Origin of the sequence: Motiliproteus coralliicola (assembly GCF_003345655.1) — a bacterium.
GTDB classification, from domain to species: Bacteria; Pseudomonadota; Gammaproteobacteria; order Pseudomonadales; family Balneatricaceae; genus Motiliproteus; species Motiliproteus coralliicola.
Genome location: NZ_QQOH01000002.1, coordinates 568,682 through 590,156, shown reverse-complemented (window position 1 = coordinate 590,156; position 21,475 = coordinate 568,682). Strand labels below are relative to the sequence as shown.

At 55.0% G+C, this 21,475-nt stretch carries 19 protein-coding genes; 9 read left to right on the top strand and 10 right to left on the bottom strand.

Translation table 11 applies throughout. The annotated features are described in order from the left end of the window. The first annotated feature begins 69 nt into the window (after window positions 1–69). The 3 genes from DV711_RS09585 to DV711_RS09575 all read left to right on the top strand — a co-directional run bounded on the left by DV711_RS09585 (window position 70) and on the right by DV711_RS09575 (window position 3,762). Entirely contained in the window at window positions 70–777 is a 708-nt protein-coding gene (locus tag DV711_RS09585; RefSeq protein WP_114695447.1) for a 16S rRNA (uracil(1498)-N(3))-methyltransferase, read from the top strand. A gap of 217 nt (window positions 778–994) precedes the next feature. Continuing rightward, window positions 995–2,017, top strand: a complete 1,023-nt coding sequence (locus tag DV711_RS09580) for a Fe(3+) ABC transporter substrate-binding protein (protein ID WP_114695446.1) — start codon at window positions 995–997, stop codon at window positions 2,015–2,017. Window positions 2,018–2,079: 62 nt separating this feature from the next. Continuing rightward, window positions 2,080–3,762: an ABC transporter permease gene (locus DV711_RS09575; RefSeq protein WP_114695445.1), complete on the top strand. Its 1,683-nt coding sequence runs from the start codon at window positions 2,080–2,082 to the stop codon at window positions 3,760–3,762. 25 nt (window positions 3,763–3,787) lie between these two features. Here the strand turns inward: DV711_RS09575 and DV711_RS09570 are convergent, their stop codons facing one another. Together DV711_RS09570 and ampD are read right to left on the bottom strand one after the other, a co-directional pair. Further along, a complete protein-coding gene (locus DV711_RS09570; RefSeq protein ID WP_114695444.1) occupies window positions 3,788–4,840 on the bottom strand; it encodes an ABC transporter ATP-binding protein in 1,053 nt (350 codons plus the stop codon). Window positions 4,841–4,979: 139 nt separating this feature from the next. Further along, on the bottom strand, window positions 4,980–5,537 hold the full coding sequence (ampD, locus tag DV711_RS09565) for a 1,6-anhydro-N-acetylmuramyl-L-alanine amidase AmpD (protein WP_114695443.1): 558 nt from the start codon (window positions 5,535–5,537) through the stop codon (window positions 4,980–4,982). A 158-nt stretch (window positions 5,538–5,695) separates the two neighbouring features. Here ampD and nadC point away from each other — a divergent pair, with 158 nt between their 5' ends. Then, a complete protein-coding gene (gene nadC, locus DV711_RS09560) occupies window positions 5,696–6,538 on the top strand; it encodes a carboxylating nicotinate-nucleotide diphosphorylase (protein ID WP_114695442.1) in 843 nt (280 codons plus the stop codon). Window positions 6,539–6,611: 73 nt separating this feature from the next. Here the strand turns inward: nadC and DV711_RS09555 are convergent, their stop codons facing one another. Next, window positions 6,612–6,986, bottom strand: coding sequence for a hypothetical protein (locus tag DV711_RS09555; RefSeq protein ID WP_133297435.1), 375 nt, complete (start codon window positions 6,984–6,986; stop codon window positions 6,612–6,614). A 132-nt stretch (window positions 6,987–7,118) separates the two neighbouring features. After that, complete coding sequence (locus DV711_RS09550) at window positions 7,119–7,547, bottom strand: pilin (protein ID WP_114695440.1); 429 nt, start codon at window positions 7,545–7,547, stop codon at window positions 7,119–7,121. Window positions 7,548–7,780: 233 nt separating this feature from the next. On the opposite strand from DV711_RS09550, the gene pilB reads away from it, so the two are divergent. The 5 genes from pilB to yacG all read left to right on the top strand — a co-directional run bounded on the left by pilB (window position 7,781) and on the right by yacG (window position 12,584). After that, window positions 7,781–9,502, top strand: coding sequence for a type IV-A pilus assembly ATPase PilB (pilB, locus tag DV711_RS09545; RefSeq protein ID WP_114695439.1), 1,722 nt, complete (start codon window positions 7,781–7,783; stop codon window positions 9,500–9,502). Between the two features lie 107 nt (window positions 9,503–9,609). Then, window positions 9,610–10,830: a type II secretion system F family protein gene (locus DV711_RS09540; RefSeq protein WP_114695438.1), complete on the top strand. Its 1,221-nt coding sequence runs from the start codon at window positions 9,610–9,612 to the stop codon at window positions 10,828–10,830. 8 nt (window positions 10,831–10,838) lie between these two features. After that, window positions 10,839–11,714, top strand: coding sequence for a prepilin peptidase (locus DV711_RS09535; protein WP_114695437.1), 876 nt, complete (start codon window positions 10,839–10,841; stop codon window positions 11,712–11,714). An 11-nt stretch (window positions 11,715–11,725) separates the two neighbouring features. Continuing rightward, complete coding sequence (gene coaE, locus DV711_RS09530; protein ID WP_114695436.1) at window positions 11,726–12,343, top strand: dephospho-CoA kinase; 618 nt, start codon at window positions 11,726–11,728, stop codon at window positions 12,341–12,343. 13 nt (window positions 12,344–12,356) lie between these two features. Beyond that, window positions 12,357–12,584: a DNA gyrase inhibitor YacG gene (gene yacG / locus DV711_RS09525; protein WP_114695435.1), complete on the top strand. Its 228-nt coding sequence runs from the start codon at window positions 12,357–12,359 to the stop codon at window positions 12,582–12,584. Window positions 12,585–12,640: 56 nt separating this feature from the next. On the opposite strand, the gene DV711_RS09520 is transcribed toward yacG, so the two are convergent. From DV711_RS09520 to ftsA, 6 genes are all read right to left on the bottom strand, one after another. Then, a complete protein-coding gene (locus DV711_RS09520) occupies window positions 12,641–13,591 on the bottom strand; it encodes a Nudix family hydrolase (protein ID WP_114695434.1) in 951 nt (316 codons plus the stop codon). A 15-nt stretch (window positions 13,592–13,606) separates the two neighbouring features. After that, a complete protein-coding gene (gene argJ, locus DV711_RS09515) occupies window positions 13,607–14,821 on the bottom strand; it encodes a bifunctional glutamate N-acetyltransferase/amino-acid acetyltransferase ArgJ (RefSeq protein WP_114695433.1) in 1,215 nt (404 codons plus the stop codon). An 88-nt stretch (window positions 14,822–14,909) separates the two neighbouring features. Beyond that, window positions 14,910–17,648 (bottom strand): preprotein translocase subunit SecA, encoded by a 2,739-nt coding sequence (gene secA, locus DV711_RS09510; RefSeq protein ID WP_114695432.1) that lies wholly within the window; start codon window positions 17,646–17,648, stop codon window positions 14,910–14,912. Between the two features lie 241 nt (window positions 17,649–17,889). Continuing rightward, complete coding sequence (lpxC, locus tag DV711_RS09505; RefSeq protein WP_114695431.1) at window positions 17,890–18,801, bottom strand: UDP-3-O-acyl-N-acetylglucosamine deacetylase; 912 nt, start codon at window positions 18,799–18,801, stop codon at window positions 17,890–17,892. A 71-nt stretch (window positions 18,802–18,872) separates the two neighbouring features. Continuing rightward, window positions 18,873–20,054 (bottom strand): cell division protein FtsZ, encoded by a 1,182-nt coding sequence (gene ftsZ, locus DV711_RS09500; protein ID WP_114695430.1) that lies wholly within the window; start codon window positions 20,052–20,054, stop codon window positions 18,873–18,875. Window positions 20,055–20,156: 102 nt separating this feature from the next. Further along, window positions 20,157–21,398 carry a cell division protein FtsA gene (ftsA, locus tag DV711_RS09495; RefSeq protein ID WP_424398989.1) on the bottom strand — a complete coding sequence of 414 codons (1,242 nt, stop codon included), beginning with the start codon at window positions 21,396–21,398 and terminating at the stop codon, window positions 20,157–20,159. Window positions 21,399–21,475 lie beyond the last annotated feature (77 nt).

Here is a 21,475-nt window from a genome sequence, read left to right as displayed (position 1 = left end):
CGGGCTCTTCTCCCCATCCCTTACCGCGGGACTAGACCTGCCGCCCGGTTAGGTCTAGCATCGCGGCCCATGAATCTGCTACTACTCCAACCCGAAGATTTTCTCGACAGCGCTCGGGCCCGTATCAATGACCGTCGTCTTCAGCACGTACTGAGCGTCCATCGCGCCCAAGTCGGCGACAGTCTCAAGGTTGGTCTGATCGACGGCCTGATTGGGCAGGGCAGAATCATCCAACTAAGCAGTTCACAGCTGGAACTGGACGTTCAGCTCGATCAATCGCCACCACCTCAATTGCCGCTAACCCTGCTGCTAGCATTACCTCGCCCCAAAATGCTAAAGCGGATCTTCCAGAGTTGCGCCACCCTCGGTGTGCAGGAGCTGATCCTGATCAACAGCTATCGGGTCGAGAAAAGTTATTGGCAAACCCCGTTCCTCACTGAAGAAAAGATCCGTGAACACCTGATTCTTGGGCTGGAGCAAGGCATGGCGACCCAGCTGCCCAAAGTGCAGCTGCGCAAACGCTTCAAACCCTTTGTCGAGGATGAACTGCCCTCAATCTGCCAAGGCAAGACAAACTTGGTAGCCCATCCCTACCATGCCCAGCCCTGCCCGCGCGGACTGACACAGCCGACTGTGTTGGCCATCGGCCCGGAGGGCGGCTTTATCCCCTACGAGATCGATAAACTGGCCGATAGCGGTTTTCAGGCGATCGACCTGGGCCAGCGGATTTTGCGGGTTGAAGCCGCTATCGTCGCCGCTTGTGCCCGGTTGTTCTAATCGCTTCTCAAAGCCGGCTCTACCTTTGCGCTTCTCTCTTCCAACCGGGCAAGCTTGTTTCTACCGCGAACAGCCAACCTCTGCACTCAGAATTGATCTTTCTCATAGGCAGCATCAAACCAACACTAAAGTTATTGAAAATAAGATTGACTTTTATTTCCAGTGTAACGAGAATTCTTCGCATTACATTTCCGTTTAATTAGTGAGTCTTAATACAATGAAGAAACTTGCTGCTCTAGCCATCCTTCCCATCGCTGCTGCTGCCATGCCGACCCAGGCCGCTGAAGAAGTCAACATCTACTCCTTCCGCCAGGCGTTCCTGATCAAGCCGATGCTGGAAGCCTTCACCGCCGAGACTGGCATCAAGACCAACGTGGTTTTTGCCAAGAAAGGCCTGGTCGAGCGCCTGAAAAACGAAGGCAAAAACAGCAAGGCTGACCTGCTGCTGACCGCCGATACCGGCAACCTGATCCACGCCGTTAACCAAGGCCTGGCCCAGCCGGTCCAGAGCGAAGTTCTGGATGCCAACATCCCGGAACAGTACCGTGATCCGAACGACAACTGGTACGCACTGACCGCCCGTTCACGCATCGTTTACGCCTCCAAGGATCGCGTTAAGCCGGGCGAGCTGAAGAGCTACGAAGATCTGGCTGATCCGAAGTGGAAAGGTCGCATCTGCACCCGCAGCGGCAAGCACTCCTACAACCTGTCTCTGTTCGGCTCCATGATCGCCCACCACGGTGAAGCAGAAGCCGAGAAATGGCTGGCCGGCGTGAAAGACAACCTGGCCCGTAAGCCGCAAGGTAACGACCGTGCCCAGGTTAAGGCTGTGTACGAAGGCGTCTGCGACCTGGCGATCGGCAACACCTACTACTTCGGTAAGATGCTGCACAACAAAAAGAACCCGGAGCAGGTCGACTGGGCCAACTCCGTCAACCTGGTATTCCCGAACCAGGATGACCGCGGCGCGCACATGAACATCACCGGTGCAGCCGTCACCAAGTACGCCCCGAACCGTGACAACGCCATTAAACTGATGGAGTTCCTCAGCAGCACTCAGGGTCAGGAAATGTACGCTCAGGTTAACTACGAGTTCCCGGTCAAGCCCGGCACCCCGCTGTCCGGTCTGGTCAAAGAGCACATGAGCGATTTCAAAGCTGACAAGCTGAGCCTGTCTACTGTCGCAGAAAATCGTACCAAGGCAGCCAAACTGGTTGATAAGGTACAGTACGATCACTGATAATCTCTGATCGTTTCTGGAGGGCGGCCAGGTGCCGCCCTTTTTTAGTTTTTGGCCTTTGAATGACCAGTACAATCGAATCGATTACCCCCTCCCAACCCCAGCGAAGCTCCAACAAGGGCCTGCGTTGGCTTTTCGGTTCACTACTCATTGCAGTCCTGGTCTGCTTACCGGTTGCCTCCATCTTCTGGATCTCGCTTTTCCCGGAAGAGAATATCTGGAGCCACCTGGCCGATACCGTTCTACCCCATTACATTGAAACCACCCTACTATTGCTGGCGGGCGTCGGCGGTTTGTCGATTGTTATCGGTGTCAGTACTGCCTGGTTGGTGACCATGTGCCGCTTCCCCGGCAGCCGACTGTTTGAATGGGCGCTACTGCTGCCCTTTGCGATCCCTGCCTACGTGATCGCCTACGTCTATACCGATCTGCTTGAGTACGCCGGCCCGGTACAGATGGCGCTACGGGATTGGTTCGATTGGCGCAATGCTCGGGATTACTGGTTCCCGGATATCCGTACCCTTGGCGGCGCTATCTTGATGCTGTCGCTGGTGCTCTATCCCTATGTCTACATGATGGCTCGCGCCGCCTTCCTGGAGCAGTCCGCCAACATCCAGGCCGCCAGCCGCACCCTGGGCTGCAATGCCTGGCAGAGTTTCTTCCGGGTATCCTTGCCGATCGCACGCCCCGGTATTGCTGTAGGCCTTTCACTGGTATCGATGGAAACCCTGAACGATTTCGGCACGGTGGATTACTTTGCGGTAAAAAGCCTGAGCGCGGGGATCTACGACACCTGGCTGAACATGGGTAATCTGGGCGGCGCGGCCCAGATCGCCAGCATGATGCTGATCTTTGTCGTGATTCTTATCAGCATCGAACGGATCAGCCGCTCCCGACAGAAGCAGTTCAGCGGCGCCGATCGTTATGGCAACCTCGATACCTATCAATTGAGCGGCTGGCGCGCAGCCGGCGCCCTGCTAATCTGCGGACTGCCTTTTGTCGCAGGCTTCCTGCTGCCAATCCTGCTGCTGGCTCGCTACGCGGTGATCTACTTTGACGAGTCCTGGACTGAAGACTTCCTGACGATCGCCACCAACAGCTTTGTGCTGTCGGCACTGGCGGCGCTGCTGTGCTGCCTGATCGGGCTATTGCTGGCTTATAGCTCAAGGCTACACGGCAACAGCAAACTGATGAAAACCGGCATTCGGGCCTCCGGCCTTGGGTATGCCATGCCGGGCGCAGTGCTGGCAATCGGGGTCATCATCCCATTCGCTGCTTTTGATAACGGACTGGATAGCTTTATGCGCGAACAGTTCGACATCTCCACCGGGTTGCTGCTCAGTGGTACTGCCTTCGCCATCCTGTTCGCCTACGTGGTGAGATTTCTCGCGGTCGCCGCCGGCTCGATTGAGTCCAGCCTGATCAAGGTCACCCCGACCATGGACATGGCCTCACGCTCACTGGGGCTCAACAGCATGCAAACGCTGTTACGCGTCCACCTGCCGCTGATTCGTGGAGGGATTCTAACCGGCGCACTGGTTGTCTTTGTCGACTGCATGAAGGAGTTACCGGCCACGCTGATCCTGCGGCCGTTTAACTTCGATACCCTGGCAACCCAGGTCTATCAATACGCATCGGATGAGATGATCGAGCAGTCGGCGCTGAGCGCGCTGCTTATTGTACTGGTGGGATTGATTCCAGTAATCCTGCTGAGCCGCTCGATCACCGCCTCAAGGCGCTGCTGATCCTGGCGACCAGCCTTGCTGTTGCTTATACCGCGGTTCGAAACGCCACCAGATTGTCGGTCTCGACCCGCAGCCCTACCTGCTCTCCCAACCGATAGTCGTGATCCGCACTGACGAAGGAAGACTCGACCAGGCGTCCATTGGGAAGCCGCAAGGTATAAAGGGTCGATGTCCCTAGAAACTCACGCTTGACCACCTCACCCTGAACCGAGCAATCAACACAGCCGGGCACGATCTCATGGGGTCGCAAGAACACATCCAGCTCCACGCCCTGGTGCCACTGCGTCGCTTTACCCTTGACCAGACCGATATCGGTTTCAACCAAGCCACCTTCCAAGGCTCGACCTCGAACAAAGGTGCCTTCGCCGACAAAACCAGCCACCTTGAGGTTGGCCGGATGGTGGTACACCTCGAACGGTGAACCCCACTGCTGCAGATAGCCGTCTGCAAGAATTCCCAGCTTGTCACTCACGGTGAACGCTTCGTCCTGATCGTGAGTCACCATGATCGCTGATATCCCCTCCTCTTTAAGGATATCACGCACCTCAACCGATAACTGACGACGCAGCTCGGTATCCAGGTTTGAGAAAGGCTCATCCATCAATAACAGCTTCGGCTTCGGCGCCAACGCCCGAGCCAGGGCCACTCGCTGCTGCTGGCCGCCGGAGAGTTCATGGGGATAACGGTCAGCCATACCCTTGAGCTCAACCAGCTTAAGTAGATGTTCGATGGTGTGATGACGCTCATTTCGACCTAGCTGACGCAAGCCGAAGGCGATGTTGTCACGCACGCTCAAATGCGGAAACAATGCATAATCCTGGAACACCATGCCGATATTGCGCTGCTCCGGCGGCACGTTGGATTCCGGCGTAGAGATAATGCAGCCGCTCAAATTGAGATGACCATTGTAGATCGGATTGAAGCCGGCAATCGCACGCAGCACCGTCGTCTTACCGCAACCGCTGGGGCCGAGCAGGCAGGTGACTTCACCCTGCTCAACCGCAAAACTCAGCTGCTTGACCACCACCTGTTGCTGGTAACGGCACTCGATCTGCTCAACCGCCAGTAATGACGCCATGACTTCTCCGGTTACATCGGCCCCGAAGCTAAAAAGCCGGATCCGTGTGAAAGGCAAAACATAAAGATAGAGTGCAATGATAATTGCTAATCATTCTTGCTAGCAATCATCAACCGCATCTAGCTTGATAAGAATCAGCTCAGACATCGATTAAAGAGTGAAAGCGCGACCAATCGAACGATGCGCCCGGATCGGTTTTCCGGCCTGGAGCGATATCGCTATGGCCGACGATCTTCTCTTTTGACAAATCGGGGTAGCTGGCCAGAAGCAGCTTGATCAACTCTGCCAATCGCTGATACTGAGCATCGGTATAGGGCGTATCATCGGTGCCTTCTAATTCGATCCCGATAGAGAAATCATTGCAGGCCTCACGCCCCTGATAGCAGGACACTCCCGCATGCCAGGCCCGGCGATCAAAGGGAACAAACTGTGTGATGGTGCCATCGCGCTCGATCAAAACATGGGCGGAAACTTCCAGCCCTTCGATCTCGGCAAAAAACGGATCGCCCTTAGGATCCAGACAGTTGGTGAACAACTCCTGCACATGGCCGCCGCCAAACTGCCCCGGCGGTAGGCTGATATTATGAATCACCAACAGGTCGACCGGTGCGCCGGGGCGTTCATTTTGGTTCGGAGAGGGGCAGTGCGATACCGGCTGCAGCCAGTGATCTGCGATAGTCAGTTTCTTAGTAGCCATCGACGTCGCGCCCAATCCGCAAATGAAGGCCAGTATAACCTCTGCCGCCTCGACGGTAATCTGTTAAAATCTCAGACAATTCACGACGCAACGACCCGGCAGTGATCACCTGCCATAACTCGCTGCGTACCGACCGACATTTTGAACGAGTTAGTACCATGTCTGCACCGGAACACCTGAAAGTCGATCTGGAAATCACCGTTAAACGCGCCCTGGAAGAGGATATCGGTAGTGGTGATATCACTGCAGCTCTAATCCCGGCCAACCAGATGGCCAAGGCCGAGGTGATCAGTCGTGACGAAGCCACCATCTGTGGCCGCGACTGGGTCAACGAAGTTTTTCGTCAGGTCGACCCGACCATCAAACTGCATTGGCACGTCAACGACGGCAACCGGGTTGCACCTAACCAGCCCCTGTTCAGCGCTGAGGGTCCAGCCCGCTCGCTGCTGACCGCCGAGCGCTGCGCGCTGAACTTCCTTCAGACTCTCTCCGGCACCGCCAGCCGCAGCCACGACTACGCCGAGAGTGTACGCACCACCGAAGTCAAACTACTGGATACCCGCAAGACCCTACCGGGTCTGCGCAATGCTCAGAAATACGCCGTCTCCTGCGGCGGCTGTTACAATCACCGAATTGGCCTCTACGACGCCTTCCTGATCAAAGAAAACCATATCGCCGCCTGTGGCGGCATCGCCAATGTGATCGCCCAGGCACGCCGCAACGAACCCGGCAAACAGGTTGAAATTGAGGTGGAGAATTTGGAAGAGTTTCAGCAGGCACTTCAAGCCGGTGCCGACATCATCATGCTGGACAACTTCTCTCTGGCCGAAATGCGCCTAGCCGTCGAACAGGCCGCCGGTAAAGCCAAACTCGAAGCCTCCGGCGGCATCACCAGCGAAACCCTGCTCAGCTATGCCGAAACCGGCGTCGACTATATCTCCATCGGCACCCTGACCAAGGATTGTGACTCGGTGGATCTGTCGATGCGGTTTATCGACTAACGCCCACTCATCTATAACTTCTTCAAAAAAGGCGACATCTTGTCGCCTTTTTAATCAACCTGTAATTATCCGGTTATTTCACCCGGCAGCGTGCATAACCGATCACATCCCAATCCTCACCACCGCTTTTCTGTAACTTCAACACATCAACCACATCAATCGCCACACCCCTGGCACCGGTCGCATCAAACTTCTCGCATAAAGAGCGAGCAAAAGCATTACGATCGGCAATCTGCTCTTTAATTATGCCAATAGAGAGATTGCTGTGATTCCAAACATGGGACTTGATGGCAGCTTCGGAAAGAATCAATTGGTCGAGCTCAGCTTTCTGCGCCTGAGTTAATTCAGGCTTTTGGATTTCGACTAAATAAACCAAGGTACCAACCACTACACAAAGCAAAAAGAAAATGGTGGTTTTTGTTTGCTTGGATAGTTGACGAAGGTTCACTATTACTCGCCCTGAAAAATAAATAATCTGAATAGGTGATTAGCGCACATCCTAGCAACTTCGCATAGAGCTAAAAATGCCTTAGCAAAAAAAACCGACCAAACGGCCGGTTTTTTAACTCTAAGCTATCCGTTAACGTTCCGGACAGCGATCCGTGGCAATACCCGTACAGGCAATCTCCCAACTAATAGTTCCATTAGTTGTTGACGGTGTCATAGTGATTACATCAGCGGCTGCATTACTAGAATCAATCTCTACATCCAGTGTACCTTGAATACCAGAGGAAGCCGTCAGAGCCATAGATATAGTCCCTACGTTGGAGCCGTCCAAGTCAGCACTCCAACCAGGGATAGATGCTGCGACAGTCGGTAACGAACCATTAGTATGGTAATATTCCTGAATGCCTAGTTTAATGCCCCCCATGACGACAGGCACCTCAGAGAGTTTCGATCGAATGGTATAGTTTTGATACGCTGGCAACGCGATAGCGGCCAGAATACCGATGATCGCCACCACGATCATCAATTCAATCAGGGTAAAACCTGTTTGTTGCTTTTTCATAGCATCGTCTCCTAAACGTTTGATACCCACCCACTCCTGGGCAAAGTGTCCAGATCTTAGCGGCCGCTATTGGCGCTCACAAGTCGTTATCGGTTAAATGTCGGCTTTTTTTAGCCATTCCCTGTTATTTGGGTAGTTTCGAGTATAGGGAGCGTTTTCCGGCAAGTACATAAGTGCTATGGTTTAACGCGTGACTCTTTGACTTAACTCAATACTTCCAAATTTGACTAGATATGGGCGTACAACCTATCCAACCGCTGACCGGCCTGGCGCGTCGTTTGGTCAATGACAGCATCCTGTCCTCTGAGAATGCTACTCAAGCACTGAATGCGGCTAACCAGCAAAATATCTCTTTTATCAGCTACGCCGTGCAAGAACGGCTCGTTAGTGCCTATAAAGCCGCCACGGCAGCAGCCGATGAGTTTGGCGCCCCATTACTGGATCTGGATCAGTTCGATATCAGCTCCATTCCCCAAGACCTGGTTCCAGAAGAGCTGATCCGTAAACACCAGGCTCTGCCGCTAATCAAACGCGATAATCGTATCTATGTCGCGGTTGCAGATCCAACCAATATTCAAGGCTTGGATCAGATCAAATTCAGTACCGGTATCAAAACCGAAGCGATTGTTGTCGAAGAAGACAAACTGACCGAGTTTATCGATCAGTTTATGGAGCAGCATTCAAGCACTGAACTGGATGGTCTGGACGATGCCGACCTGGAAAACCTCGAACTTGATGAGATCAAAGAACACGGTGTTGATGAAGGTGACGATACCGACGATGGTGCTGGTGATGCCCCGATCGTCCGTTTCGTCAACAAGATTCTGCTCGACGCGATCAAATCTGGCTCTTCGGATATCCACTTTGAGCCCTACGAAAAATCTTACCGTATTCGCTTCCGTACCGACGGCATTCTGCGCGAAGTCGCCAAACCACCGGTTAATCTGACTCCCCGACTCGCGGCCCGCCTTAAGGTTATGTCGCAGATGGATATTTCTGAGCGCCGCATCCCTCAGGATGGCCGGATCAAAATGAAGATATCCAAAACCAAATCGATCGATTTCCGGGTCAACACCCTTCCTACTCTATGGGGGGAAAAGATCGTGCTGCGTATTCTGGATGCGTCCAGTGCCCAGATGGGGATCGATGCGCTGGGCTATGAACCGGAGCAAAAAGACCGCTACCTGAAGACGCTGGAACAGCCCCAGGGGATGATTCTGGTGACCGGCCCCACCGGTAGTGGTAAGACGGTTTCTCTTTATACCGGCCTAAATATTCTCAACACCGACGAGCGTAATATTTCCACCGCCGAGGATCCGGTGGAAATCAACCTGGAAGGCATCAACCAGGTTCATGTAAACCCTAAGGTCGGACTAACGTTTGCTTCGGCATTGCGATCATTCCTACGTCAGGATCCCGATGTGGTGATGGTCGGTGAGATCCGTGACCTTGAGACCGCCGAGATTGCAATCAAGGCTGCCCAGACTGGCCATATGGTGCTCTCGACCCTGCATACCAACAGTGCGCCTGAAACTCTGACCCGCCTGCGTAACATGGGGGTCCCTGCCTTTAACATCGCTACTTCAGTATCACTCGTTATTGCTCAGCGACTTGGCCGACGGCTTTGCAGCAGCTGCAAGCAGCCAGTAGAGATCCCAGAACCTGCCTTACGAGAAGAGGGATTCAGCCAGTCTCAGATTGATGCGGGAATCACAGTGTACAGCCCCGTAGGCTGCAATAGTTGCGTCGGCGGCTATAAAGGTCGGGTTGGTATCTACGAAGTGATGCCAATGACGTCGGAAATTTCTGCACTGATTATGAATGACGGCAACTCGTTGGAAATTGCCGAACTGGCAGCCAGTCAGGGGACAAACAACCTCAGAGCCTCAGGACTCTTAAAAGTCATTCAGGGGGTTACCAGCCTCGAAGAGGTCAACCGAGTGACCAAGGTTTAATTAGCAAAAGCTTGATCCAGCGCTATAGCGCAGGCCCAAGACTCTGGTACATTTTCTATTATCTTTGAACGCATATCAGACCGAACTCGACGGAGCAGGAACTAAGCATGGCGGCTAAAGAGGCAAAACTTGTCACCTTCGCCTGGGAAGGCAAGGATAAGAGCGGCAACAAGAGTAAAGGCAAGATCGAATCAGAATCTATCGCCTTCGCCAAGGCTCAGCTTCGTAAACAAGGGATTATTCCATCTAAAGTAACCAAGCAACGAGCGTCAATGTTCAGCAGCTCGGGTAAAAAAACTACCCCGTTGGATATCGCCGTGTTTACTCGCCAACTGGCTACAATGATGAAAGCCGGGGTACCGATGGTCCAAGCCTTCGATATTGTCGCCGGCGGGGTCGAAAAAGATAGTCTGAAAAAGATGATCATCGACATCAAAAACGATGTCTCAAGTGGCTCCAACCTGGCCGCGTCACTGCGTAAATTCCCGATCTTCTTTGATGATCTGTTCTGCAACCTAGTCCATGCCGGTGAGCAGTCCGGTGCATTGGAGACTATGCTCGACCGGATCGCTACCTACAAAGAGAAAACCGAAGAGCTCAAAGCCAAGATAAAGAAAGCGATGACCTACCCGATCGCGGTTATTATCGTCGGGATTATCGTATCGGCAATCCTATTGATTAAGGTAGTTCCTCAATTCGAGTCAATCTTTAAGGGTTTTGGTGCGGACCTACCTGCCTTCACAAAATTCGTTATCACCCTGTCCGAATATGCCCAAGCTTACTGGTTTATCGCTTTGGGAGTTATCGTTGCTAGTGGCTTCTTGATTCGCGCGACTCATCGTAAATCAGAAGGTTTCAGAGATGGCGTCGACAAGTTCAGTCTTAAGCTTCCTGTTATCGGCCAAATTCTGCATAAAGCCGCCATCGCGCGCTTTGCTAGAACACTGGCAACCACCTTCGCCGCCGGTGTGCCTCTGGTCAACGCGTTGGAATCCGCCGCCGGCGCCTCGGGCAACGTGATCTATCGGACAGCCATCCTACAGGTCAAGAACGGCGTTTCTACCGGCCAATCACTTCAGAATGCCACCCGCATGACCGGCGTATTTCCGAATATGGCCGTACAGATGATCGCCATCGGTGAAGAAGCCGGCTCGCTGGATGAGATGCTCGATAAGGTTGCCTCATTCTATGAGAATGAGGTCGATAACGCCGTTGACAGCCTGACCAGTCTGATGGAGCCCTTTATCATGGCGGTGCTGGGTGTGCTGGTTGGCGGTTTGGTTATCGCCATGTACCTACCAATCTTTAAGCTGGGTGCGGTGGTCTAATTCGCGACATGGCCATTATTGAAGTATTAATCGCTTATCCAGGCCTATTGATCGGCTTTGCTCTAATTCTGGGGCTACTCGTCGGTAGTTTTTTGAATGTAGTGATCTACCGCTTGCCGGTAATGATGGAGCGAGAGTGGCAGCAACAGTGTCAAGAGCTGTTGGCCGAGCAGCAGGGCTCTGAGCCCCAATCAGAATCGGTATTCAACCTGGCGATTCCCCGCTCCAGCTGCCCCAAATGCGGCCACCAGATCACGGCGCTGGAGAATATTCCGGTTTTAAGTTACCTTTGGCTCAAGGGGCGCTGCTCCGGCTGCCAAACACCGATTTCGGCTCGCTATCCTCTAGTGGAATTGGCGACCGGTTTAATCTCAGCATTGATCGCCTATCAGTTCGGTGCAACAGAACTTCTTGCTCCTCTGCTGTTAATGAGCTGGGTGTTGATCGCACTGACAATGATCGACTTTGATCACCAGTTATTACCTGATTCCCTGACCCTCCCATTGCTCTGGCTCGGTTTAATCGTCAATGCCTTTGGACTGATCACCGATCTACATAGCGCCCTATGGGGAGCCGTTGCGGGTTATCTATCTCTTTGGAGTATTTATTGGGCCTTCAAACTGCTAACCGGCAAGGAAGGTATGGGCTACGGCGACTTTAAACTTCTGGCCGCTCTTGGCGCCTGGATGGGTTGGCAGATGCTGCCACTGATCGTTGTTCTCTCTTCATTGGTTGGCGCCATTATCGGTATTACTCTGACCATCGTGAAAGGTCGTGATCACCAGCAGCCGATGCCATTCGGCCCCTTCCTGGCTATTGCCGGTGGTATCGCCTTGCTGTGGGGCCCCCTCCTGGTCAGCCAATACCTACAAATGTTGGGTTAAGGCGTCCTGGCATGAGTCGCTATATCGTAGGCCTGACCGGCGGCATCGGCAGTGGTAAAACCACCGTGGCCAATCTTTTCGGTGCCAAAGGCATCGACCTGGTCGATGCGGATATTGTGGCTCGTGAAATCGTCGAACCCGGACAGCCCGCACTTGAGGCTATCGCCGAGCGCTTTGGTACCGATATTCTCGCCAACGATGGCAGTCTGAGGCGAGCGCAGCTTCGGCAGATTGTGTTCACCGATCCGCAACAGCGAATCTGGCTTGAGCAACTCACCCACCCGTTAATCCGCCGGCGTATCCTCGACCAGCTCAACCAAGCCCAATCAAGCTATGCCATGTTGGTATCACCACTTCTGCTTGAGACAAATCAACGGCAGCTGTGCAACCATATTCTGGTGGTTGATCTGCCCGAATCGCTGCAGCTGGAACGCACAGCTAGGCGAGACAACAACAGCCTGGAGCAGGTCAAGGCGATCATGAAGGCCCAAACCAGTCGTGCCAATCGATTGAAGCAAGCCGATAGCCGGATCGACAATTCACAACAGCCCGATTCACTCAACAAGCAGGTTGACGACCTGCACCAGCAATTTCTATCGTTAGCTACTGCACACAACGAAACCCGTTAAACCGAGACCCTACATGCCCGTTATCAACTGCCCCCACTGCCAAAAACCGGTCGAGTGGGACAGCAACAATCCTCACCGTCCTTTCTGTTCAGAGCGTTGTCGTCTGATCGACCTGGGAGCATGGGCCAACGAGGAATACCAGATCAGCAAGCCCAGCGGAACGGAGTTGGAGATGGATCCGGAAGATGCAGAAGAGTTGCTTCACCAGCTTGAACAGGCTGCAAAACCGCCTGTGCACTGACATCTAAGCCAGTTATCCATCAGCACCAAGGATCTGAGTAAAAGCTCACAGCTGGGTTAAACCGCCCGATGGATAAAGGCGCCGATTCCAGCCACACCTTGCCCGCCATGACTTAACACCTGGGGCAAATGCCCTCGTGAAAGCCCGCCCAACCCGTACACGGGTATTTGCATCGGAGCCACCAGGGACTCGAAGGCGGTCCACCCCAGCGGTTGCGCATCAGGGTGTGTTTCGGTTGCACAAACCGGAGAAAGCAGCGCGTAATCGAGCCCCAGCTGTTGGGCTAAGCGCAGTTGTTGGGCGTTGTGACAAGATGCACCAAACCACTTGTTCTGCAGCACTGGAAGACCGGTAGCTTGAAGCTCTTCCAATAAGCGACTATTCAGATGAACCCCATCAGCCTCGACCTCGGCGAGCATCGATGGGTGTCGATTCAGCAGTAATCGAGCGCCCCGTCGGTGACAGACTGGCAGTACCTGATCTGCCAACTCCAGATACGCCCCATCGTCGAGATGATTGGCCCGCAGCTGAACCAAGCCAACACCCGTATCCAAGGCCGAAGCGAGGCGCTGGAGCAGAATTTCAGTGGGCAATTCGGGAGTGATCAGGTAAAGCTGGGGTAACTGCAAAGCCGCGATGATCGGTCGGTTAGCAGCAGGGAAGGCAGCAGGCTCCAGCCCATCAATATCCAACCGGTAGAGTTGCTGCCCCTCACGTCCTTCCGGCTTGCCGTCGAAGGCGGTAACACGCCAAACATCCAGCAATACCCGTTTGTCCGGGTAGTCGTAGGGGATTCGAATCAGCGGCTCAAATTGCTTGGGGATAATCCCCAGCTCCTCTTCGAGCTCGCGGATCAAGGCCTGCTGCGGCGTTTCATCCGACTCCAGCTTGCCACCGGGAAATTCAAGCAGGCCCCCTTGGTGCAGGTGTGCAGGACGACGGCTGATCAATAATCGGCCATCATCCAGATAGATCGCTGCTGCAGCGACATGCACAACCTTGGTCACAAATAGGCTCGTCGATCAGCTGCGGTAGTCGGCATTGATCGTGACGTAGTCTTTCGACAGGTCAGTGGTCCAGACCGTTTCGCTGACCTCACCGCGTGCCAGCTCGACCCGTATCAGGATATCTTCCTGATTCATCACAGCCTGCCCCTGCTCTTCAGTATAGTCCGCCGCACGGCCACCATTCTCGACAATGCACACATCGCCCAGGAAGATTTTCAGTGCTTCCAGGTCCAACTGCTCGACTCCAGCATAACCAACCGCCGCCAGAATACGCCCCCAGTTGGGATCGGAGGCAAACAACGCCGTCTTGACCAGCGGCGAATGCGCAATGGCGTAAGCGACTTTCAACGCCTCGGCGCTATCCAGTGCACCGTTGACTTCGATACTGACAAATTTGGTTGCACCTTCACCGTCTCGGACGATGGCCTGGGCCAGCTCCCGCAGGACAGACTCAACGGCCTCGGCGAACTGATCCCACTCAGGATGACCCGGCGCACAGGCGACACCGGACGCACCGGTGGCCACCAGCATGCAGGAATCATTGGTGGAGGTATCGCCATCGATAGTGACTCGGTTGAAGGTGCGCTCGGCAACCTCGGACAACAGAGCTTGCAGATCCGCCTGCTCGACCTTCGCATCGGTGGCGACATACGCCAGCATGGTCGCCATATTCGGGCGGATCATCCCCGCCCCTTTGGAGATGCCGCTGATGCAGACTGCCTGACCATTCAGCTCCAGGGAACAGCTAGCGCCCTTTGGACGGGTATCGGTGGTCAGAATACCGCTGGCGGCATCTTCCCAGCCATTTTCCGACAGCGCTTCCACGGCAGCGGGCAGCGCCGCATAAATTCTCTCGACCGGTAGTTTTTCACCGATCACACCGGTGGAGAACGGCAGCACCTGCTCTGGCTTCATTCCGACCAACTCGGCCAGCTTGGCGCAACAACCACTGGCGTCAGCCATACCTTCGGCGCCGGTGCCCGCATTGGCATTGCCGGTGTTGGTCAGCAGATAACGCGGCTGCCCCGCAGCCAGGTGCTTCTTGGACAGCGTGACCGGCGCGGCGCAGAACGCATTACGGGTAAAGACACCGGCAACGCTAGCGGTTTCCGACAGTTCCATCACCACCAGGTCCAAGCGTCCCGGGGTTTTGATACCGGCACTGGCAGTACCGAGGCGAAAACCGCTGATCGGTTCAAAAGTTGGAAGGGTGGCAGGTCCTACGGCCATGGTCTGACTCCTTAAAATAAAAGGGATTCGACTGCCTGGCAGCCGAACCCCGTAATCGATAAACCGCTAAATTGTGTGATGTGGCGAATTAGCTTAGCTTGCCGCAGCACTGCTTATACTTCTTACCGGATCCGCACGGACAGGGCTCGTTGCGGCCAACCTTGCGATCTTCGCGAACAAACGGCTGGCTGGGCTCCGCGCCTTCAGAAGGCTGCTCTTGCTCCTCGCCGCCCATCGCGTTGGCTTGCGCATGTTGGAACTCCATCTGTTGACGCTCCATCGCTTCGCGACGTTGGCGCTCGATCTCTTCAACCTCTTCGGGCTGACGCACCTGAACGTGACAGATGATCCGAACCACATCCTGCTTGATATTGGCCAGTAACTCCTGGAACAGCTCGAAGGACTCGCGCTTGTACTCCTGCTTAGGATTCTTCTGCGCGTAACCCCGTAGGTGGATACCCTGACGCAGGTGATCCATGGTAGCCAGATGCTCTTTCCAGAGCGTATCGAGAACCTGCAGCATGACCTGTTTCTCGAACAGACGCATCGACTCGGTACCGACGACCTCTTCTTTCTCGGCGTAGGCGTCCAAGACCGATTTCAGGATCTTGTCGCGCAGGGTTTCTTCGTGCAGTTTGTCGTCGTCGTCCAACCACTGCTGCAGCGGCAGTTCCAGGTTCAGGTCGGCCTGGATCTGTTTCTCGAGACCCGGCACATCCCACTGCTCTTCCAGACTTTGCGGCGGGATAAAGTCGCTGATCAGGTCGTTGACCACCTCCTCACGAATCGCAGCGATGGTCTCGGAAACATCGTCGGTGCTCATCAGCTCGTTACGCTGATCATAGATCGCCCGACGCTGATCGTTGGCGACATCATCGTATTCCAGCAACTGCTTACGAATATCGAAGTTGCGGCCTTCAACCTTGCGCTGGGCCTTTTCGATCGCGTTTGAGACCATCTTGTGCTCGATCGCCTCGCCCTTCTCCATACCCAGGGCCTGCATAAAGTTGCGAACTCGCTCCGAGGCGAAGATCCGCATCAGGTTGTCATCCAGCGACAGGTAGAAGCGGGAAGAACCTGGGTCACCCTGACGACCGGAACGCCCCCGCAGCTGGTTGTCGATCCGGCGAGATTCATGGCGCTCGGTACCGATGATGTGCAGACCACCGGCTTCAATGACCAGCTCGTGACGCTTCTTCCAATCCTGCTTAACGGCTTCGATCTGGGCTTCACTGGGATTGTCCAGTTCGGCCACTTCGGCTTCCCACTTACCACCCAGCACGATGTCGGTACCCCGACCGGCCATGTTGGTAGCAATGGTTACGGCACCCGGACGCCCGGCTTCTGCCACCACATGGGCTTCACTTTCGTGCTGTTTGGCGTTTAGTACGTTGTGCTTGATCTTCTCCTGGGTCAGCAGTTTGGAGATCACTTCTGACATCTCGATCGACGCGGTACCCACCAAGACCGGTTGCTGGCGCTCCAGGCAATCACGCACATCGGTGATGATGGCGTCGAACTTCTCCGGCATGGTCAGGTAGATCAGGTCGTTATGGTCGGCCCGCTGAACCGGGCGGTTGGTCGGGATAACCACCACATCGAGACCGTAGATCTGATTCAATTCGAACGCTTCGGTATCGGCAGTACCGGTCATGCCGGACAGCTTGTCGTAGATACGGAAGTAGTTCTGGAAAGTGGTCGAGGCCAAAGTCTGACTCTCGTTCTGAATCGCCACCCCTTCTTTGGCTTCCACCGCCTGGTGCAAGCCTTCAGACCAGCGCCGTCCCGGCATGGTACGACCGGTATGCTCGTCAACGATAACGATCTGCCCACCCTGGACGATGTAGTCGACATCTTTGGTGTAGATCGCGTGGGCACGCAGGCCGGAATTAATGTGGTGCAGCAGGTTCAGGTTCTTGGGCGCATAGAGGGATTCGTCTTCGGCCAGCAGCCCCATCTCCATCAACAGCCCTTCCACGAACTGGTGACCCTCTTCGGTCAGTTCGACGGTACGCTGCTTCTCATCAATGCGGAAATGACCCGCCGGCTCTTCCACACCTTCCTGGGGTTCAAACTCGGGCTGGCGCTCCAGCTTGGGAATCAGCAGGTTGATCTTCTGGTACAGCTCCGAGCTGTCTTCGGCCGGACCGGAAATAATCAGCGGCGTACGCGCTTCATCGATCAGGATCGAGTCCACTTCATCGACGATGGCGTACTGAAGCGAACGCTGTACCTTATCTTCGGTACTGAACGCCATGTTGTCACGCAGGTAATCGAAGCCGAATTCGTTGTTGGTACCGTAGGTGATATCGGCTTGGTAAGCCTGCTGTTTCTCTTCCGGGCTTTGGCCGGAATAGATCACCCCAACACTCAGACCTAGCGCGTTATACAGCTTGCCCATCCACTCGGCATCACGGCGAGCCAGATAATCGTTGACAGTGACTACGTGCATGCCTTGGGCAGGAATCGCATTCAGGTAGGCGGCCAGCGTCGCTACCAGGGTTTTACCCTCACCGGTACGCATCTCCGCTACGCGACCTTCGTGCAGGGTCAGACCACCGATCAACTGGACGTCGAAGTGACGCATCCCCAGTACCCGCTTGGAGGCCTCACGACAAACGGCGAAAGCCTCGGGAAGCAGCTTATCGAGGCTCTCGCCCTGTTCAAAACGCTCACGGAATTCAGTGGTTTTTTCGGTCAGCTGCTGATCACTCAGCTCGGCGATCTGCTCCTCAAACGCATTGATCGACTTGACCAGCTTACCCATGCGTTTCAGTTCGCGATCGTTTTTACTTCCAAAGATTTTCTTGAACAGGGATGCGACCATAATCAGTGTCTTAATTTCGGCAAATTGTCTGGCCCTTGGCATCAAGCCACGGACACGGAAAATAAATAAATTGGGGCATGATACCGAGATTTCAATACAGGGTCGAAGGATTTAAGAAACCGATAGTTAAGGCTCGCTTAGCCGCGCCTAAAACCTCCATTGACGACCACTCAGAAACGCAAAAGCCGGACTGGGTCACCCCACTCCGGCTTCTGTCTGGTATCAACTGAACAGCGACAAATCAGCCGGTCAAAACCGGTTTCATGTAGGAGATCGGTGCGCTGTCGTTATCCTCGAAAGTCACCACCTCCCAGGCATCCTGCTGACCCAGGAGTTCACGCAGCAGCATGTTGTTCATATAGTGGCCGGACTTGAAGCCTTTGAATTCGCCGATCAGGCTCTTGCCCAGCAGGTAGAGATCACCAACCGCATCCAGCACTTTGTGCTTCACAAATTCGTCGTTATAGCGCAGTCCGTCTTCGTTGAGGACGCGGTAATCGTCGACCACGATCGCGTTATCCATGCTGCCACCCAGTGCCAGGTTGTTGGCACGCAGGTATTCAATATCACGCATAAAACCGAAGGTGCGGGCCCGACTGACCTCTTTGACGAAGGAGCTGCTGGAGAAGTCCAGCGCGCACTCTTTGTTGCGACCTTCAAAGACCGGATGATCGAACTCGATCGTGAAGCCCACTTTGAAGCCCTCATAGGGTTCAAAGCTCGCTTTCTTGCCTTCGTGTTCGATCGATACCTTGCGCTTGATGCGGATAAACTGCTTGGCGGATTCCTGTTCCCGGATTCCGGCCGACTGAATCAAGAACACAAACGGCGCCGCGCTGCCGTCCATGATCGGCACTTCTTCGGCACTGAGTTCAACATAGGCGTTATCGATACCCAGTCCCGCCATCGCCGACATCAGGTGCTCTACGGTAGAAACTCGAACCCCATCGTTGAACAGATTGGTGGACATGGTCGTGTCACCAACGGATTCGGCCCAAGCCTTGATCTCCACCACAGGATCCAGATCGACGCGCCGGAAAACAATCCCGGTATCTACCGGAGCCGGTTTTAAAGTCATATAGACTTTTTGACCGGTATGCAGGCCGACGCCGGTGGCCTTGATGGCGTTTTTGAGGGTTCTCTGTTTGATCATGAAAAGCAGCTAAATCCGTTAAAAAAATTAATCGCGCACTATACCAAAGTCGTGGAATTCTTTACAGCCACTCAGTCCGCCTGACGCCTTAGAAAAGTCGGTATATCCAACAGCTCCGGCTCGTCATCGGTCCCAGTTTTGGGCATCGGTATCTCTTCCTGTTCCGGCTCTGACAACACTTGTGCCACTGCAGTTCCCTGGCGGCGACGAACAATGGCAGGAATTTCCATCGCTTCGAAATTCAGGCTGCCGTCACGGTGGCGCTGTAATGGAGCATTGCTGTTCTGAGCAGGCTGGCGCTTGCCCAATCCGGTCGCAACCACGGTCACGCGCAACTCATCGGTCATCTCAGGATCGATCACGGTACCGACCACTACAGTCGCTTCTTCAGAGGCGATCTCGTGGATCACTTCACCAACCTCGTTGAACTCACCCAAGGCCAGATCCAAGCCGGCGGTGATATTGACCAGGATGCCCTGGGCACCCTGCAGATCGATATCCTCCAACAGCGGACAACGAATCGCGGCTTCGGCGGCTTCGCGGGCCCGGTCTTCGCCGGTGGCGAAACCAGTTCCCATCATCGCCATACCCATCTCCGACATCACCGTCTTCACGTCGGCAAAGTCGACGTTGATCATGCCGTCGCGGGTGATCAGTTCGGCAATACCCTGCACCGCGCCCTGCAATACACCGTTGGCTTCCTTGAAGGCATCGGTCAGCTTGGCGCTGGGCCCCATCACCTTCAGCAGCTTTTCGTTGGGTACCGTGATCAACGAGTCGACACTTTCGGCCAGCGCTTTGAGGCCGTCGTTGGCAACCGTCATTCGCTTACGCCCCTCGAACGGGAAGGGTTTGGTTACCACCGCCACGGTCAAGATACCCAGCTCACGCGCCACCTCGGCCACCACCGGTGCAGCACCGGTGCCGGTACCGCCGCCCATGCCAGCGGTGATAAACACCATATCGGCGCCTTCGAGCATCTGCGCGATGCGCTCCCGGTCTTCGATCGCTGCCTGGCGACCGATCTGCGGATTGGCACCCGCTCCCAGCCCTTTGGTCAGTTCGTTACCCAACTGAACCACACTGGCCTGCGCCATATCCTGCAACGCTTGAGCATCGGTATTGGCACAGATGAAATCGACCCCTTCGATCTCGCTGCCCAGCATATGGCGGACCGCATTACCGCCACCGCCACCGATGCCGATCACCTTGATTACCGCCCCCGGTGGTGTCTGATCTACCAATTCAAACATCTCCCTCTCCCCTGGGAATACCCCAACTCTGAATCTGTCTCACACTGTCTGTCATGCTGCATTACGGCTATCGAGCGCCCGACCCACAAGCCGCCGCAGCGCCTAAAAATTGTCTTTAAACCAACCCTTCATCCGATCCAGCATCCCCGGGAATGTTGAGCCAGGCGAAGGTACCCGTAATCCCCGTCGTGCTTCCATCACCGAACCACCGTTAGCCGGCAGCTCTTTCTCGGCATACTGCAGCAAGCCCACGCCGGTGGCGTAAATTGAGCTGTGCAGAATATCTTCCAATCCAACCACGCCCTGCGGTTTGGCCAGTCGAACCGGCATATGGAAAATTTCCTCGGCCAGCTCTACCGCGCCTTCCATCCGCGCGGTGCCGCCGGTCAGTACGATGCCGGCTGCAACCAGATCTTCGAAACCGCTGCGACGCAGCTCGGCCTGAACCAGTGAGAACAGCTCGTCGTAACGGGGCTCGACCACTTCGGCCAGGGCCTGGCAGCTCAGATCCCGCGGCGGGCGATCGCCGATGCTCGGAACTTTGACCACCTGGTCGGCACTGGCCAGTTGCGCCAATGCACAGGCGTATTTGATCTTCAGGTCTTCAGCGTGCGGCGTCGGTGTCCGCAATGCCATGGCGATATCGCTGGTGACCTGATCGCCGGCGATCGGGATCACCGCGGTATGGCGGATCGCGCCACCAGTGAAGATCGCGATGTCGGTGGTGCCGCCACCGATATCGACCATGCAGACGCCGAGCTCTTTTTCGTCCTCGGTCAGCACCGCGTAGCTCGAGGCGACCTGTTCGAGCACCATGTTGTCGACTTCCAGGCCGCAACGCTGGACGCACTTTTCAATATTCTGGGCCGCGTTGACCGCACCGGTAACCAGGTGAACCTTGGCTTCGAGGCGGATACCGGACATCCCCAGCGGTTCCTTGATCCCCTCTTCGTTATCAATCACGTATTCCTGCGGCAGGATATGGAGGATCTTCTGATCCGCCGGAATCGCTACCGCACGAGCCGCGTCGATCACCCGATCCAGATCCTGCTCAACCACTTCGCCATCGCGGATCGCGACGATGCCGTGGGAGTTCATCGAACTGATATGACTGCCGGCGATACCGACCGTAACCGAATGGATCTTGCAGCCGGCCATTAGCTCGGCTTCTTCCACTGCCCGTTGGATCGAATGCACGGTCGACTCGATATTGACCACCACCCCTTTCTTCAGACCCCGGGATGGGTGCGAACCGATACCGACCACTTCGATCGTGCCGTCCGGGCCCACTTCTCCCACCAGCGCCACCACCTTGGAGGTGCCGATATCGAGGGCGACGATCATGTTATTGTGCTGTTCCAACATCTGTTCCTATCTGCTCGTTTAACTCGCTACTGGCTGTTTTGCCCGATCTGCTACCA